The following is a 17,742-nucleotide window of genomic DNA, read 5'->3' as shown; positions in this document are numbered from 1 at the left end:
ACACCTAAAAAACTGTGCCGTTGGGCGATCAGAGCGGTCTTATCAGGGCAAACCCTTTTCATCTGACCCATTGAACCGGTACGCTTGATAAGTAAACCTGTAAATAATTTGCCTGTTTTGTGAAGATTTTACCCCATTTATTATATTTGATGCAAACATCTAATATCTCAACATGAAATGTGCTTCGCTTATCGCCATAGCTGTTACATTGCTGATGTCCTGTGATACCAAAAAGGACGCATCATCAGCAACAACCGAAAAATCTCCGCTTTCCGGTACCTGGAAACTCGTTAGCGCCAAGTCTATCCAGAATACGGATACGACAGTAACGGCACCTGTACCGGGACAGGAGACCATCAAGATCTTCAACGACAGTTACTTTGCTTTCTTCAACCATGACCTGAACCATGGTGCTGATACGGCAAGTGCCGCATTCGGTGCGGGTAGCGGTACTTACACCCTGGTAGGTGATAAATACAGTGAACACCTGGAATATTGCAGTTACAGAGGATGGGAAAACCAGGATTTCTCCTTTAAAATGGAGATCAGGAATGACACGATCATTCAGAGTGGAGAGGAAAAGATCGATAGCCTGAATGTAGACCATGTGATCATAGAAACATATGTACGGGTACGTTAGTATACCCTATCAATAAAATAAAACTCCCCCGGAAGCCAGTCTAACGGGGGAGTTTTATTTAATATCAGGCATATTCCGTAAACACACTTGCCAGATCACTGGCAATCGCATTAGCGTCTCTGCTTTCTATTCTGTGCCTGGGAATAAAATAGACCAGCTCCTGGTCTTTAAACAGCGCAATACTGGGTGATGAAGGAGGAATGTCTGGAATATGGCTTCTGAACCTTGCCGTAGCTTCCAGGTCCTGTCCTGCAAACACAGATACAATACGGTCAGGCTTTTTCGCATCATTATCCTCCAGCAGTTTTCTTACTGCAGGACGGGCGCTACCTGCGGCGCATCCACATACACTATTCACAACAACAAGCGTGGTCCCTGACTGTGCCAAAGCTTTGTCTACATCTTCCGGCGTTAATAATTCCTGAACGCCAGCATCCGTTAATTCTTCTCTGAAGGGTTTGATCAATAGTGGAGAGTAAGGCATTACCTTAAATTTTGAGGGTGAAAAAGGATATGTAATCAAATTGAAGCACGGTGTAGAACATTAACACTCCCACAAAAAGATTGTTCATCAGTGACCATAAATTAACTTTTCAATACGGCGTATATATGCTCCCGCATCCAGTTGCATAGCAGCCAGATGAGCACCGCTATATACGTAGAAGTCTTTCGGACCAGCCGCGGCATTGTATACCAATGTCGCTTCCGCATATGGCACCTCTTTATCTTCTTTCGAATGGACGATCAGTACAGGCATTTTGACATAACTGATATCCGTCTTCGCTGCATAGGGCACCTTCAGATACTGTTCGATCATCGCCTTTTGTTCAGCAGGCGCATAAGCAGCCGCCAGATCCGTAAAAGAACTGACAACGCCATCCAGTATCAATGCCTGCACTTTTTCCTGGTTATCCCTTGCCAGTTTTGTCGCGATCTGGGTACCTACGGAGGCGCCGAACAATATCAGTTTCGTTCCGCGAACATCTGGTCTCGCCAGCAGGTAATCCAGCACATACTGGCCATCGCTGGCTATATTCAGATGAGTAGGCTTCCCCGTACTTTTACCATATCCCCTGAAATCGATCATAAATACCTGGTACCCTCTTTCTACCAATGGCTTTATCATATACTGGTAAGAAGTGACATTCCCGCCCGCTCCATGACAAAACAGGACAGTCGCCTTTGATTGTCCCACAGGTTTGAAGAACAGGGCGTTCAGGATAACACTATCTACCGGCAGATTTACCTCTTCTATCTGCATGGAGGAATCCAGTGCCTTCCAGGTCTTGTTAGGGAAATAAAATTTATCATCAAACTGTGCTTTCAGCAGTTGGGTACTCAGTAATAAAACGGCGAGCAGATAGAAGGCTTTTTTCATGTTACAATACTTTTTAAAGACCAGTCCGGGTCATCCGGAACTGGTGTAAAAGTACTGGCAGACCGGCAATGATCTTTCCGGAAGGGGCCATCTGCATGGGCTTTGGGGCGAATTGCACGCTTAGGGGTGGGTAGCCTGAACCTGGGGAGACACGGGGGTGAATGGCATAGCCGGACGATTGGCCAGCTTTTCCCGCAGAGTAGTATTCAGGCTCCTCGATACAGGGATCGCATCGGGTAAATGAGAAATATGCAGACGGTAACCCTGGGCAGTACCGCTGACTTCCTCCACAAGGGAGAGGTTGACGATGGCTGTCCGGTGACAACGCCAGAAGGTTGTATGCCCCGTCAGACTGGCTTCAATTTTCTGCAGACTGGAACGCAGCAGCTCCTGTTTCAGGTGTCCTCCTTGCAGGAAATAGAGCCTGACATAGTTATCTGCCGACGTGACCGCCAACAATTGTCCAGGCAGCAGGGCAACCTGGTCCTTTCCGTTATCCGCCATAAAAGACAGCTTCTCCGGCGCCACAGGTATAAGCTCCTCCGCTGTCACAGGCGTGGCGATCGCCTGATTCAGCCCCGCCGCCCGCTTACGATAGCGCCTCAGTAAACGGGCCTGGTTGATCATGATGCTGGTCGTAGCCGGAGCAATCCCGATCACAGCAGTATAGACCACCATCAGAAAGACCTCCTTCCAGGAGTATCGCCATTGACCACTCAGCGCCATGACACCTATATTGGCCAGCGCGATCGCTACAATAATGACCAGGGTCCAGAGTGACTCCCTGCCGGTTGTCCATTGCTCTTCCCTGAAATAAGCCGGAAACAATCTGAATACCAGGCCATAATACAGCATCACCACCCCAAACACCGTGGCAGCTCCCTCCAGACTACCCCAGAAAACAGTCAGGGTATCCCGCTGACCATTAAAAGGCCGGAAGAGAAAAAGGAACAGGAATACCGCCCCGCTCAGGGCAATCGTCATGCTCCATTGTCTGCGCCAGGTTTCTGGTAAGGGATAGGGGCGTTTGAACAGGGAACTGATAGTATTGGTCATGCAGGCTGAAAATTTCGAACAGCATGATAATGAATTTTTTGAATAATACAGGTATAGCGGCCTGGAAGGGCAACAGAAAAATAGTTTGAATTCAATCTATTATTAGTTTGAAATTAAACCAATAGCCTATACCTTCGTATTATTAATTATAAGCATGGAGCAATTACCCTCTTTAGTAGAATACGGATCACGCCGGGTGATCATCACCATTACTGCCGTTGTCTGTGCATTGCTGGAAATAATAGACACCACCATTGTCAATGTCGCCCTTCCCGATATGAGGGGTAGTCTGGGTGCTACCTTAAATGAGGTCAGCTGGGTCATCACAGCTTATTCCCTGGCCAATGTGATCGTCGTACCGATGACCAGCTGGCTGTCCCAACAATTCGGCCGCCGGAACTACTTCGCTGTTTCCGTGGTCATCTTTACCATCTGTTCCTTTCTTTGCGGAAATGCCACCAATATCTGGGAACTGGTCCTTTTCAGGTTCTTACAGGGCCTTGGTGGAGGCGCATTGCTGGTGACCTCTCAAACCATTATTACAGAAAGCTGGCCGCCAGAGAAACGTGCCACCGCACAGGCGATCTATACCCTGGGGGTGATCGTTGGTCCGACCTTAGGTCCGCCGCTGGGTGGCTATATCATCGATAACTACAGCTGGCCTTACATCTTCTATATCAATATCCCGATCGGTGTTATTGCCGCGCTGCTCACACTACAATATGTCAGAAGTCCGCAGTACGAAGAGAAAAGAGACGCCAGCCAGGTAGACTGGCTCGGTATTGCCCTCCTGGCCATCGGTATTTCTTCTTTACAGTTTGTGCTGGAAAAAGGACAGGAAGAAGACTGGTTTAGTAGTCCGCTGATCATCATACTCACCATCATCGCCGTATTTGGATTATTCTTCTTCATCTGGCGACAACTCACCTTCTCTTATCCCATCGTGGAACTCAGGGTATTGAAGAACGGTAACCTGCGTATAGGCGTAATCCTTTCGTTTATAATGGGTTTTGGTCTCTTCGGATCGACCTTCGTAATACCGCTCTATACGCAGTCCCTATTGGGATGGACGGCTCAGCAGTCAGGTATGCTCCAATTGCCCAGTACCATCTTTGTGGCCGTCATGATGCCGGTGGTCGCTATTCTCATACAAAAAGGTGTGCCGCAGAAGTACCTGATTGCCATAGGTATGCTGATCTTCTTCATTTATAGCTACATGTCATACGAGATCCTTTCTCCGGATACCAGTTCAAAAGACTTCTTCTGGGTACTGATCATCCGTGGTTTCGGTCTGGGGCTACTGTCTGTACCTGTCAGCACCATGTCCCTCTCTACCCTCAAAGGAAAGGAGATCGGACAGGGCGCCGCCTTTTCCGGTATGATGCGTCAATTAGGAGGCGCTTTTGGTATCGCATTGATTTCCACCTTTATGACACGCCAGACAGACCTCCACAGAAGTAACCTGGTGAGTCATCTTGACGTAAATAATCCGGAAGTACAACAACGTATCTCTAATATGACAGGCGCCATGCGTGCGAAAGGTTTTGATATGATGGTGGCAAAAAGTAAGGCCTATGCAATGATGGACGGCGCCGTCATGAAACAGGCAACCGTATTATCTTACATGGATGTATTCCTCTGGGTAGGTGTTATGTTCCTCGTCTGTGTACCGTTCGTACTATTGTTTGTGAAAAATGCGAAGAATAAGATTAATATGGCGGATGCTGCACATTAAACTTATATTGCACTATGGCTATGGAACAAACACTGGAACTGGCGCGTGATCTGAGCAGGGCACTGATGGAAATGCGAAACTATATGCGCCAGCACTTACAGGTAAGGATCAAGGAGAACAATATAGATGTATCAGTCGAACTCCTGGAAATACTTGGCGTATTGTACAGAAAAGATGGTATCAATCAGCAGGAGATCGCCGATATCCTGATAAAGGATAAATCCAGTATCACCTATCTTATTGACAGTCTCACAAAGCGCGATCTTGTTGAAAGAAAAGAGGATGAAAATGACCGGCGGAATAAACTCATCTACCTTACAGAAAACGGTAAGCATATGAAACAAACCCTGCATCCATGGGTGGATGAGATCTATGAGCAGGCCACCAATGGCATCAAAGTAGCTGATCTTGAAAAGGCAGTAGCACTGGTGCAAAAGATGAATGAGAATCTGAAAAAATAAACGTTTTTATATTGTCTTAAAATAAAGCGGGCTGCATACTTCATATATGCAGCCCGCTTTATTTTATAAAACCTTATTGCTTCGCTTCCAGCTTCAGTAATTCCAGATAGGGATTTCCTTCTATCCCTAAACACAAACAAAATGCAGGCTCTGTTTTGTATCCTTCCTTCTTCAACCGGATCACCTCCTGTCGTAAACTATCTCCATGTTCCAGGAGTAAACGATGCTCGATCACCATATGCCGGTATCCCATCTGCTCCCGTACCGGTAACTGCTGTGCAAAGATCTCAAATGCATAACCAGCCTTCTCAAAATTAACAACCACACACGCCTGACCGTATATTTCAAACTCTTTTATACTGAATCCGGCAGCCTCACCAAAGCGCGTGATCATATCCTGCTTAAACACTTCCTGCGCTTTAAACGAACAAAGGATATCCAGATCACTACCGGGTATATCTACAGCAATGGGAATCGTTCCTGCCAGCACCGGGTCATATGCAGATAATAACTGCAAAACAGCCGTGTCTATTAACACTTCATAGACTTCCCGCTGCACAGCATTACCATGTTGCAGATAGTCAATATTAAAAAAGTCGATACCGCTATTCATACCCATATATACGCAGGTTAATCATAACTGGGTTCTGCGCTAACGTTACCATTATAATATACCCTGACCAATACCTGCTCCCCTATATCCGTTAATGGAATACTTAAACTATGACTGATCAGTACATGATCAAGATTGAAAGTGATCTGCGGCGTGAATAAAACCGCACATGCTCTCCTCTCTTCATCAATATTAAACATATCATTGTAAATATCAGTAGCTGCAATGGTCTTCCCGTTCTTATACACCGCAATGTCTGACTTGAAATGATGCGTAACAAATTGTTGCATACCATACATTGATACGAATTTCTCCGGCACTACGACACCGCTGTCTCTCAGACAACGATATTCATACACTACATGAAACTGATCCTTTCCACGGAAAAATGAAGTATCGATCATGATATGATTGTTGTACATCGCTTTGAAGGTATCTACTATTTCCTGCAGAGATGGAGTCACAAAATCATCGTCTTTGTCAGCTGCAACAGGAGAAAGTTTTACCGCTGCAGGGAGCATGGTATCTTTCTCAATTTTTTCAATGACTGCCTGCCGGGAAGCGGGGGTTTTATGCTCACAGGCAACGATTGCGATGGCGATCAGCAAGGCAGCTACCAATAGTTTTATGGGGTGTAGCAAAACACGTGACATAGGGATAAAGGTTTAATACGAAAGCACTCCGTTGCGGCGGAGTGCTTTCACTAATTGAATATCAATAATTATTTCTTCACTTTATCTAATGCTTCTATATACCGTTCAAAACTCTGCTCATCAAACACGGTATACAACAACGGCTCTATCAGTTCCAGTTCCATCAGCGCAAGCTTGCCATCCACCAGTACACCGTCTACTCTTGTATACAATGCACCGCCGGCAAAACGGCGTACCAGGGCAGTCGCTTTCTCAATCACCGCACTATCCGGCGTAGCTGAATGAATGGTCGCACCATATTGTGGCTGTACCCTGAAATCACCAGCTTTAGGTTTCTTCACGATCGTATGACTGTATGCTCCTCCAAAGAAAAGCATCGACCATTCTCCCTCCTGGATCTCTCTCATAAATGGCTGGGCAATAAACGCCTCCTTCGGCAACAATTGTTGCAGCGGATGTTCCTCCAGCACCGTCTCGCCACGTACCAGTGTAAAGGTATTCTTGGAGCCTCCGCTCACACAGGGCTTTACAATGATCTTATCTGTACCCAGTCGCTCAAACAGGGATGCCAGATCAGTTACTGTATCCTTCTCCAGGAATACAGAAGGAATAATATCAAAACCTGCTGCTGCGATCTCCTGCAGATAATGTTTATCGGCATTCCATAACACCGTCTCAACAGGGTTCAGTAATTGTACGCCCGCTGCTGCCAGTTTGTGCAACCATGCCCTGAATTCATCCAGTCTGTTGTGATAGTCGTACGGCGACTTCAGTATCACCAGCTCATAACTTGTCCAGTCAGTCTGACTGTCTTTCCAGTCTTTCTTTTCTGCATCCCATCCTGCTGCCTGCAATGTTTCCAGCAGACGGCGGTCTTCTGTCTTCGCCATATCAAACAGATTGGCTGGATCTTCACAGATGAGCGCTAATTTCTTATCCGGCATACTTTTCTCTTTTTCTTTCTGTTGTTATTCTGCTGCCAGCAATGTATATACACCTCCTGCTGTTGTTTTCAGCGCATAAGGATAACCTGCTGACGGGTCTTTTGGTTTCATTGGCGCCAACTGTGCATTTGCTCCGGCTTTCAGCCTGTTCTTTGCCAGCAGATAACAGGTGCCTGCTTTCTTCGCATAGATCGTTACACGCACAAGTTTACCTGCTTTCCAGCTCATATCGATGGTATGACCACCATATGCCAGTAAACCTTTTACTTCACCGGTTGCCCATGCATCCGGTAAAGCAGGCAACAAACGGATCATGTTCGATTGTCCGTTCAGTAACATCTGTGCAATACCAGAAGTACCGCCAAAGTTACCATCTATCTGGAATGGCGGATGCGCACAAAACAGGTTCGCATAAGTACCGCCTGCATTATGCATATCTACAGAGCCCTTTCCGGTTAATGTCAGCAATTCGCGTAACAGTTTATAGGCATGATTACCATCTTCCAGTCTGGCCCAGGTATTGATCTTCCACGCCTTACTCCATCCGGTACCTCCATCTCCCCTGATCTCCAGGGTACGTTTGGTCGCATTCGCCAGTTCAGGTGTAGTGGAAGGTGAGATCTGATCGCCAGGGAACAAAGCATACAGATGTGAAATATGACGATGCTCTGTTTCTCCGGATGGCCAGTCTTTGTACCATTCCTGTAAACTACCATCTTTCCCTATCTTAAACGGATAAAGACGATCTGCAGCTACCTGTAGGGAGTCACGCAGACCATTATCCACTTTCAGTACTTCTCCTGCCTTGATCACGTTATTGAACAACTCGCGGATAATGGTCATGTCCATGGTACTGGCAATGGAAACAGATTCCTGTGTACCATTGGCCAGCAGAAATTTATTCTCCGGAGAAGTAGCTGGTGCAGTCACCAGGTAACCGGAAGCCGGATCTTTCACCAGGAAATCCAGACTAAAAAGTGCTGCTGATTTCATGATCGGATAAGCCGTGTCTCTCAGGAACTTTTCACCACCAGTATAGCAGTAATGCTGCCAGAGGAACTGACACAGCCAGTTGCCCCCCATCATCCAGTTGGCCCACTGCGGATCACCTTTACCTTTATCACCTACCGGATTGGCAATTGCCCAGATATCCGTGTTGTGGTGTGCGACCCATCCTCTTGTATTATAAAACTCTCCTGCGGTAGCAGCACCGGTCACAGACAGTTCTTTCAGCAACTGGTATAAAGGCTGTTGCATCTCCATCAGATTACAAACCTCCGCAGGCCAGTAGTTCATCTGTGTATTGATATTGATCGTATAGTTTGAACTCCAGGGAGCACGCAGCTCCTTGTTCCAGATACCCTGCAGGTTCGCAGGCGCCGATGGTGTACGGGAACAGGAGATCAGCAGATAACGGCCAAACTGAAAATAAAGACTTTCCAGCGCCTGATCCTTTCCGCCCGCAGTATACCGGCGCAGTCTTTCATCTGTCGGTTCTGCTGACTGATCATCACCAGCCAGGTTCAGACTAACCCTGTTAAAATATTTATGATAATCCTGCACGTGACGTTGCAGCAGATTAGCGTAAGACAATGCTGCCGCTTTTTTCATTTGTCCGCCGGCAATCGCTTTCTCATCCAGTCCTTCACTATCCGGGCACTTATCAAAACCATTAAAGCTGGTAGCCGCAGTCAGCAATAAGATTGCTTCCGTAGCATTCTTCACGGTAATACCCGTTGCATCAGTAGTCACGGTACCATCCGGACTGATCGCCCGCATCCGCAGTTCATAACGCATCCCCTTACAACTACCGGCCGCTTCATACTGAATAGGCTCGGCGTTATAATTCACATAACTCGGGTCTACCTGCGAAGGCGCTTTACCACGCGTTACGATTTCCTTTGTACCAATAACGGTATTCTGATAATGCAACTGACTGGACGGATCGGCTTTAAACTGCAACGCACCTTTTTTACTGGCGCGCAGTCTGATGACGATCACCTGGTCTGGTGCAGAGATAAACATTTCGCGTGTATAGGTTACTCCACCGCTCACAAACTGCGTAATCGATTTCGCGTTCGCTATATCCAGATCACGCTTATACTGCGATATCATTGTATCCTTCAGTTGCTGATGGATACGTATATCACCCAATGGCAGGAATGACTGCGAATAAGCGCCCTGCATTTTACGCAGCAGACTATCCGCCTCATGATACTTTTCACTGAATAAGGCAGCGCGTACTGCAGGCAGATAAGACGCTGCCGCCGGATTCACCTGCTTACTGACCGGACCGCCCGACCATAAAGTGGCTTCATTCAGCTGGATCAGTTCCTCACTTGTTCCTCCAAACACCATTGCTCCCACACGTCCGTTCCCTAATGGAAGCGCCTGTGACCATTCTACTGCCGGTTCCTCATACCAAAGCTTTAACTTGTTATTCGTTTGCTGTGCGTGTGATCGCCCCGCTCCGAAGGCGATGATCAGCATTAAAGAGAGACCTGTTCTTTTCATATCCGTGAAGAATAAAAAAAATATATTAATAAGCAAGTTTAGCCTTTTTAAGGGCAGGATGCAAACGATTGCGCAAAAAAAGCAAATAAAACCTTGGTTATCACTCAGCGGGGCATTACATTTGCTTTGTAATCATATTTTATCGGTTACAAACAGCGTTGACCCTGGTTAGTGAGAAGTGAACAAATACCGGTGAAAAGCAGGCCAGACAAGGAATCAACAGCGCACATCAGACATAATTTCATCAGCTTTAGTTAAAATAATATTACAGCATATATACGCTAAACTTTTTATGGACCTGAGTACCATAACGTGGAATTTTAGCACAAAGGTCGAATTCTTTCGACCTTTCTTTTTTTATTTACAACAGAGGGTCTATATTGTAGCATAGACATTTATTTGCAGACAAATCCGCGTTATTACACAAGTGAACAAAAGACTACTCATTCTTTTCCTGCTGGTATACTTACCTACGCTGTTAAGGGGACAAAGCACTTCTTCGCAATACCAGCTAAGCAGGATAGATTTAACCCAGGGACTTTCTGCTAACCAGGTGAATTGCATTCTCAAAGATAGTCAGGGCTTTATGTGGTTCGGTACCATGTCAGGACTCAATCGTTTTGATGGATATAACTTTAAGGTCTTCCGCCAGATACTCAGCGACTCCACTACACTTTCCGACAACTTTATTACCAGTCTCATGGAAGGTCCTGACGGACTGCTCTGGATAACTAACCGCAACGGACAGAACATCTATCATCCGGAAACTGGTCAATTCGAACGTGATATCCATAAAACCCTCCGGCATTACGGGATTCCCGGCGATTCAGTGGGGCAGATCATGAAAGATAAAAGTGGTGCTTACTGGTTCGTTGTCCCCAAGAATGGACTATTTATCTATACGCCAGATACACATTCTGCTAAAAGGATTATGCAACCGAAAACCAGCACCGTTGCTGCGATTGCACAAGACAATAATGACAACATCTGGATACTGCAGGCAGATGGATTACTACAAAAAATAGATGCGCGCACCCGCCAGATCACCTGGCGGACCACCCTGCCTGAACAGAACGGTCGCAACAGTCAGCAGGACTATCAGATGATGGCCGATAGCGATGGCGATCTCTGGATCTTCAGCAACTCGGATGTACAGGGCGTCTATTATTATAACCAGCATACTACTGTATTCACTCACTACAACCAGAACACCGGTACACTCCGCCTCAATAACAACATCGTACGGGGTGTCGTACAGGATAATCAGGGACTTATATGGATCGGTACCGACCACGGTGGCATTAACATCATCGATAAAGCAAAACAAAGTATTCAATACCTGGTCAACAATAGTGAAAATCCTAAAAGCCTGAGTCAAAATAGTATCAACGCACTCTATCGTGACAACACCGGTATTATATGGATTGGCACTTACAAGAAAGGTATTTGCTATTACCATGAGAACATCGTTAAGTTTCCTTTATATCAACACGAAGCATTTACCGCCACTAGTCTGCCCTATGATGATGTGAACCGCTTCGCGGAAGATGCTCATGGCAATCTGTGGATCGGTACCAATGGCGGTGGACTGATCTACTACGACCGCAGCCGCAATATCTACAAACAATATCTCCATGATGCCGGTAATCCCAACTCTCCAAGCGGTAATGTCATTGTCAGTCTGTGGATAGATCGTCAGCAGAAACTATGGATAGGTTCTTATTTCGGTGGACTGGATTGTTTCGACGGGAACCGCTTTACACATTATAAACACGATGCAGCTGATCCAAACAGTCTGAGTGATAACAGTGTCTGGGAGATCTTCGAAGACAGCAAACAAAGACTCTGGGTGGGCACGCTTGGCGGCGGACTCAATATCCTCGACAGAACTACCGGCCATTTTAAACACTATGCCAATGGTGCGCCTAATTCCATCCGTTCCCCTTATGTATCTGCACTACTGGAAGATAAAGCAGGGAATATATGGATCGGTACTGCCGATGGCCTGGACGTCATGAACAATGCCGGCAAATTCACGCATTATGAGAGCATCGATAAACAAGCCGGTGGCATCAGCAACCGTAACGTCATCTGTTTGTATGAAGACAAACGAGGCCTCATATGGATCGGTACCCGGGAAGGACTGAATGTCTACGATCCCGCCACTAAAAAGATCAGCATCCTGCGCAAAGAGGATGGTTTGCCGGATAATACCGTCCTGAACATCCTGGAAGACCGTGACAGCACCCTCTGGATGAGCACTGCCAACGGCATTGTCAATCTTACCCTCTTACAACGTTCCCCTGTCTATCAGATCAGCTGTAAACAATACGATGAATCTGATGGTTTACAGGGCCGTGAATTCAATGAAAACGCTGCCCTGAAAACAAGCAGGGGAGAGTTTATCTTCGGCGGTGGTAATGGCTTTAATATCTTCAATCCGCATAACATTGCCGTCAATACCACTGTACCGCCGGTCGTGCTGACCGACTTCCAGGTCTTTAACAAAAGCATGGAACCCGGTGAACATTTCAACGGTCGCATACTATTGCAACAGGCCATTACCCGCACACAGGAAATCACCCTGAAATACCGGGAGAACGTATTCTCTATTTCCTTCGCAGCACTAAACTATTTTCATCCGGAGAAGAATCAGTATGCCTACATGCTGGAGGGTTTCAACAATGAATGGTTAACAACGGATGGCAGCGTGCGTAAAGCGACTTATACGAACCTCGATCCTGGTGAATACACCTTCCGCGTACGCGCCTCCAATAATGACGGTATCTGGACGCCTGCGCCACTGGAATTACATATCACCATCCTCCCTCCTTTCTGGCGCACACCACTGGCATTCTTCCTGTATATCCTGCTGATCATCGGTGCACTGATACTGGCCAGAAGGGTTGTACTGGAAAGAGAAAGACTGCGGTCACGTATAGAACAGGAAAAACAGGAAGCACAGCGTATTCACGAACTGGATGCACTAAAGATCCGTTTCTTCACGAATATCAGTCATGAGTTCAGAACACCCCTCAGTCTGATCATTACGCCGCTGGAAAAGATACTCGGCAAAGGAGTGGAAGCCAATATTCAGCAACAACTGGTACTCGTACAACGCAACGCCCGCCGCCTGCTTAACCTGGTGAACCAGCTCCTGGATTTCCGTAAAATGGAAGTACAGGAAATCAAATTACACACCAGTGAAGGCGATATCGTAGCATTCGTAAAAGACCTGACCACTTCCTTCTCCGACCTGTCAGAAAAGAAACAGATTCACCTGGACTTTCATAGCAGCATAAGGGAATTGAACATGTTGTATGATCCGGATAAGATCGAGAAGATCATTTTTAACCTGCTGAGCAATGCATTCAAGTTCACACCGGAGCAGGGAAATATTTCTGTGGATGTACAGGTGCAACACGGATCAACCCTGGCGATTATCGTAAAAGACAATGGTATCGGTATTCCGCTGGAACAGCAGGAACGCATCTTCGAACGTTTCTTCCAGCATGATATTCCCGGCTCTCTGTTGAATCAGGGCAGCGGTATTGGTCTGAGCATTACCCGGGAGTTTGTCAAACTACATGGTGGTACCATCACCGTAGACAGCGCCCCTGGTATGGGTAGTACCTTTACGATCCTGTTGCCGGTAAGAGGGCTTGTTGGTCTGCCGCTGGTAACGGCGCCTGTCAGCACCAATATCTTATCTGCCCCGGCACCTGCAGATCCGGCGCCTGCAGCTTACACAGGCAGGAAACCGGTCCTGCTCCTGATTGAAGACAGCGAAGACTTCAGGTTCTATCTTAAAGACAACCTTGGTGTCCATTTTCATATCATCGATGCCGCCAATGGTAAATTGGGCTGGGACATCCTGCAAAATACCGTACCCAATCTCATTGTCAGCGATGTGAATATGCCTGAAATGGACGGACTGGAGCTTTGTCGCCGGATAAGACAAAACCAGCGGCTCGCACACCTGCCGGTCATACTGCTTACCGCCCGTGCTTCAGAAGAAGATCAGCTGGAAGCACTGGATAACGGAGCTACAGACTATATCACCAAACCATTCAACTATGAAGTGTTGTTGTCCCGGATCCGCAACATCGTCTCCCAGCAGGTATCTTTGAAAAAGACCTTCCGCCAGCACATTGATGCACATCCGGAAGAAATAGCCATTTCTTCACAGGATGAGCTCTTCCTGCAACAGGCTTTACAGATCGTGGAGAAGAACATTTCCAATCCTGATTTCTCTGTGGAAGAACTCAGCCGCGGACTCCATATGAGCCGTGTATCTGCCTATAAAAAACTACTGTCTATTACCGGTAAAACGCCGCTTGAATTTATCCGGTCCATCCGCCTGAAAAGGGCCGCGCAGTTGCTGGGTAAAAGTCAGCTGACAGTAGCCGAAGTGGCCTATGAAGTAGGATTCAATAATCCTAAGTACTTTGCAAAGTATTTCAAACTTGAATACGGCGTCTTGCCTTCAGCTTATAAGAACAATTAAAACGGAACTTATGCAGGCATTCCTGAACAAACTTGACGAACACCTTCGTACCAAACGGGCAGACTATTATGCAACCTTACAACCCGGGCTATCAGCAGCAGCCATTGCGGCACTCGAGCAAACATACAATGTGACACTCCCTGCTGATCTCCGTGCTTTGTATCAATGGAAGAACGGACAACAGGCAGACAGCTACGAGGCCTTTGTCAATAATGCTATGTTCCTCTCCCTGCAACATGCCCTGGACTCCGCCAGCGAACTGACAGGCATGATAGGTACCGACTTTGAAATGGAAAACTGGTGGCATCCGGCCTGGATACCCATATGGGACAACGGTGGCGGCGATTATATCTGTTACGATACAGCGGGTGTATTTACCGGCATCAAAGGACAACTGATAGAGTTCTGGCATGCGGATAATGACCGTGACACAATTGCCCCGGACCTGACCGCTTTTATTAATTCAATTAATCAGCTGTACGCGACTACAGACAAGAAAGATTTCGATGAATACTTTGAAGTAAAAGCCCCGGATGGTTATCCAAAAGGCAATTTTGCCGGAGAGCCAGGTAAACGTTAAAACAGTTCATCCGGCAGGTTATACAGTCTTACTTCTCCTGCATTATGCGTCACCAGCAGCTGTCGCTGTTTATTCACACACACCGTAACGATTTCACCGGCGTAATCTACGATCTGGCGCGGGTCTTTTGTGGGCCGTCCCGCCATATCATAGGCCCTGATCTCACAGCCTTCCGGCATTAATTCCCCGGTACACTGCATGGTCTTTCTGTCTATCAGCAGCAATCTGCCAAAACGGGAAAATGCCAGCAGAGTTTTATTGCTGATATATTGTACGACATACTCGAGACTATCGGTATCTTCTTCGGATGGATATTCATTTCTTTCTGCGAATAGTTCCTCCTCTCCAAGGGTAGCTATTTCGCTGACGTCGGGGTAGCTGTAAATAGTGATTCCATCCTCGTAATGCGGAGCAGTGACAAACTCATGTCCATCCGGCGCAAAATTCCCCATGATCCTGTCATCACACTGCTTTAGTTCCTGTACCACTATTTTTCCTTCCGTCAGTGCAGCCTGGTACAACATATTACTATCCTGTCCGGCGGCAGCCTCAATGAGTACACCATTCTTATCCGGCGCAGCATGGATCACATAATTATACTCCTGGTTTCCCTCCATCATCCAGGTATCCTGTACCTTATTATCTGTCATGCTCACCACATAGAGGATATCATTCTCCAATGCCGAACTGGCCGGTACAATAAACCAGATCAATGCGCCATCATTCGAGAAGGTACACGATGATCCCAGGAATTTCTCCCAGCCATCATGCGGAAAGATCCACTCCAGATTGCCCTCCATATCCAGTATACGGATGGTTTCCATACACGAGAGCGCCATCTGCCGCCCCGTAGGACTAGCCGTGATAACACAGTTCACATAATCGCTCGTTTGCGCCTGCAGGTCTTTCTGCCAAACCTGTTGCAGGTCTTTATCCAGTCGCAGGACCTTCGGGTCTTTATTGAAGTTGAGGATATACCCACCATCTGCCAGTTCTGCAATACTGACCGGATTTGCTTCCAGCGCCAGACGCCGGTGTATACTGAGTGCAATGCGTGTAAATGTACTTCCCATAGTTTGAGGCATATTGCAAAATACCGGAATTTACCGGGAATACAAACCATCCCATCGCCCGTCCCAAATCCCCCTTCAGGAAGTCCTCTTCACACCGCCTGCGAATGCCGGACACAGTGTAAGTTTGTGACATCAAAACACCCAAAAACATTTGTTATGCAAAAGATCACTCCTTTCCTGTGGTACAATGATCAGGCGGAAGAGGCTGCAAAACTATACACCTCTTTATTTAAGAATTCCTCGATCGGAAAGGTCAGCCGTTATCCGCCAGGTGTACCTGGTCAGGAAGGAAAGGTGATGACGGTGGAGTTTACCCTGGATGGTCAGGAGTTTATCGCCCTCAATGGCGGTCCTCACTATTCGTTCACACCGGCCGTGTCAATGTTCATTCAATGTGAAACGCAGGCGGAAGTAGATACACTGTGGGATGCATTAACAGCCGGCGGCAGTATCGATAAGTGCGGCTGGTGCAGAGATAAATTCGGGCTCTCCTGGCAGGTGGTGCCAAAGGGCTTGCAGGAACTGATGCAGGATAAAGACCCGGGCAGAGCAAAACGCGCGACAATGGCGATGATGCAGATGGAGAAACTGGATATTGCTGCGATGGAAGCAGCTGCCAATGGGAATTGATAATTAAGAATTAAGGATTAAGAATTAAGGATTAAGAATTGTCCTCCCTTCAGGCAAAACAATTCTTAATCCTTAATTTTTAATTCTTAATTTTTCTCTCACCTTTTCCATCCAATCCTCCTCCTCGCCTATAATAACTGTCGCAAAATTATACTTCACCCCTTCCATCTCCACCCCGGAAGAATCATCCACATGCAAATCAATATTAAAAGCTCCCGGTAATTTCGATACCTCCTGCCCCTGTTTGCCCAATACTCTGTCATGCACGGTCTTATTAATAACCTTGTCCAGCCATATACCATATGACAGGAAAAGGCATCTGATATACATCGGTGACCGTAAAGAGGTGGTATACACATATACTTTACACCCCTCCTGTTTCAACTGGCGGATTAACAAAATACTACCCTTCCTCAAACGCTCCCGGCTGATCAGTTTGTGCCATGGAAATTGTCGTTCGAGTGGGAATTGTATTCTTCCGGGTATAAGAGTGTCGTCTAAATCGAAGGAAATTATCATGACTGTCCTGACTAATAAAAAAATCCTGCCAGCAATGCCAGCAGGATCGAAATATAAGTTTTAAAATCACTATTTATCGGATTTTTTTCGGCGCTGGGAAGGCTCAACAAAGGTACCTTCCTTTATCGCTTTGAAGATTTTTGCTGTTTTACGCGCATGATACTTTCTGCTTGCTGGAGACTGACTTTTATTCTGCATACCAATAAAACCGATGTCGTCAAGTGTATAGTACGTTTTAATATCATCATTCATTTGAACATATTTTTTATCCCTATAAATATACCGACACTCCAATCTGTTATCGTTAATGTCAGGTTAAATAACGCATTTTCTCAATATGACACTGTATTGATTCAGAATTGACTTTACATGTTGGAGATAAATAAGAACTAATTAAATTACCTACATGAAAAGAAAATCACCCGGACCACCTCCTACC

16 protein-coding genes are annotated in these 17,742 nt (G+C 46.5%); 6 read left to right on the top strand and 10 right to left on the bottom strand.

The annotated features are described in order from the left end of the window. Positions 1-172: 172 nt before the first annotated feature. Complete coding sequence (locus BMZ72_RS29360; protein WP_089813876.1) at positions 173-640, top strand: hypothetical protein; 468 nt, start codon at positions 173-175, stop codon at positions 638-640. A 64-nt stretch (positions 641-704) separates the two neighbouring features. Here BMZ72_RS29360 and BMZ72_RS29355 read toward each other — a convergent pair whose 3' ends face one another. From BMZ72_RS29355 to BMZ72_RS29345, 3 genes are all read right to left on the bottom strand, one after another. Beyond that, complete coding sequence (locus tag BMZ72_RS29355) at positions 705-1,124, bottom strand: BrxA/BrxB family bacilliredoxin (RefSeq protein ID WP_089813875.1); 420 nt, start codon at positions 1,122-1,124, stop codon at positions 705-707. Positions 1,125-1,211: 87 nt separating this feature from the next. Then, positions 1,212-2,018: an alpha/beta hydrolase gene (locus tag BMZ72_RS29350; protein WP_089813873.1), complete on the bottom strand. Its 807-nt coding sequence runs from the start codon at positions 2,016-2,018 to the stop codon at positions 1,212-1,214. Positions 2,019-2,138: 120 nt separating this feature from the next. Then, the gene (locus BMZ72_RS29345; RefSeq protein ID WP_089813871.1) at positions 2,139-3,074 is read right to left on the bottom strand and encodes a LytTR family DNA-binding domain-containing protein; all 936 of its coding nucleotides are present in this window, start codon (positions 3,072-3,074) and stop codon (positions 2,139-2,141) included. Positions 3,075-3,228: 154 nt separating this feature from the next. Between BMZ72_RS29345 and BMZ72_RS29340 the strand changes: the two genes are divergently transcribed. Both BMZ72_RS29340 and BMZ72_RS29335 read left to right on the top strand, forming a co-directional pair. Then, positions 3,229-4,809: a DHA2 family efflux MFS transporter permease subunit gene (locus BMZ72_RS29340; protein ID WP_089813868.1), complete on the top strand. Its 1,581-nt coding sequence runs from the start codon at positions 3,229-3,231 to the stop codon at positions 4,807-4,809. Positions 4,810-4,823: 14 nt separating this feature from the next. Next, on the top strand, positions 4,824-5,270 hold the full coding sequence (locus BMZ72_RS29335) for a MarR family winged helix-turn-helix transcriptional regulator (protein WP_089813866.1): 447 nt from the start codon (positions 4,824-4,826) through the stop codon (positions 5,268-5,270). Positions 5,271-5,343: 73 nt separating this feature from the next. Here the strand turns inward: BMZ72_RS29335 and BMZ72_RS29330 are convergent, their stop codons facing one another. The 4 genes from BMZ72_RS29330 to BMZ72_RS29315 form a co-directional block, all read right to left on the bottom strand. After that, positions 5,344-5,889 (bottom strand): DUF4269 domain-containing protein, encoded by a 546-nt coding sequence (locus BMZ72_RS29330; RefSeq protein WP_089813864.1) that lies wholly within the window; start codon positions 5,887-5,889, stop codon positions 5,344-5,346. A gap of 11 nt (positions 5,890-5,900) precedes the next feature. Beyond that, a complete protein-coding gene (locus BMZ72_RS29325) occupies positions 5,901-6,536 on the bottom strand; it encodes a hypothetical protein (RefSeq protein WP_143087816.1) in 636 nt (211 codons plus the stop codon). A 68-nt stretch (positions 6,537-6,604) separates the two neighbouring features. Continuing rightward, complete coding sequence (locus BMZ72_RS29320; protein ID WP_089813860.1) at positions 6,605-7,480, bottom strand: ATP-grasp domain-containing protein; 876 nt, start codon at positions 7,478-7,480, stop codon at positions 6,605-6,607. 24 nt (positions 7,481-7,504) lie between these two features. After that, a complete protein-coding gene (locus BMZ72_RS29315) occupies positions 7,505-9,994 on the bottom strand; it encodes a glycoside hydrolase family 95 protein (RefSeq protein WP_255373323.1) in 2,490 nt (829 codons plus the stop codon). Positions 9,995-10,421: 427 nt separating this feature from the next. Here BMZ72_RS29315 and BMZ72_RS29310 point away from each other — a divergent pair, with 427 nt between their 5' ends. Together BMZ72_RS29310 and BMZ72_RS29305 are read left to right on the top strand one after the other, a co-directional pair. After that, positions 10,422-14,501, top strand: coding sequence for a hybrid sensor histidine kinase/response regulator transcription factor (locus BMZ72_RS29310; RefSeq protein WP_177222971.1), 4,080 nt, complete (start codon positions 10,422-10,424; stop codon positions 14,499-14,501). Positions 14,502-14,511: 10 nt separating this feature from the next. Next, positions 14,512-15,081: an SMI1/KNR4 family protein gene (locus BMZ72_RS29305; RefSeq protein WP_089813856.1), complete on the top strand. Its 570-nt coding sequence runs from the start codon at positions 14,512-14,514 to the stop codon at positions 15,079-15,081. Here BMZ72_RS29305 and BMZ72_RS29300 read toward each other — a convergent pair. Beyond that, positions 15,078-16,154, bottom strand: a complete 1,077-nt coding sequence (locus BMZ72_RS29300; RefSeq protein ID WP_089813854.1) for a WD40 repeat domain-containing protein — start codon at positions 16,152-16,154, stop codon at positions 15,078-15,080. The genes BMZ72_RS29305 and BMZ72_RS29300 overlap by 4 nt on opposite strands. A 156-nt stretch (positions 16,155-16,310) precedes the next feature. On the opposite strand from BMZ72_RS29300, the gene BMZ72_RS29295 reads away from it, so the two are divergent. Continuing rightward, entirely contained in the window at positions 16,311-16,784 is a 474-nt protein-coding gene (locus BMZ72_RS29295; protein WP_089813851.1) for a VOC family protein, read from the top strand. Positions 16,785-16,856: 72 nt separating this feature from the next. Here the strand turns inward: BMZ72_RS29295 and BMZ72_RS36855 are convergent, their stop codons facing one another. Continuing rightward, a complete protein-coding gene (locus tag BMZ72_RS36855) occupies positions 16,857-17,114 on the bottom strand; it encodes a hypothetical protein (RefSeq protein ID WP_218155298.1) in 258 nt (85 codons plus the stop codon). Between the two features lie 258 nt (positions 17,115-17,372). Further along, positions 17,373-17,555, bottom strand: a complete 183-nt coding sequence (locus tag BMZ72_RS29285) for a hypothetical protein (protein ID WP_089813847.1) — start codon at positions 17,553-17,555, stop codon at positions 17,373-17,375. Positions 17,556-17,742: the final 187 nt, after the last annotated feature.

This window comes from Chitinophaga sp. YR627 (genome assembly GCF_900114995.1).
In the GTDB taxonomy this organism is placed as follows: Bacteria; Bacteroidota; Bacteroidia; order Chitinophagales; family Chitinophagaceae; genus Chitinophaga.
This window is presented reverse-complemented; position numbering and strand designations above follow the sequence as displayed.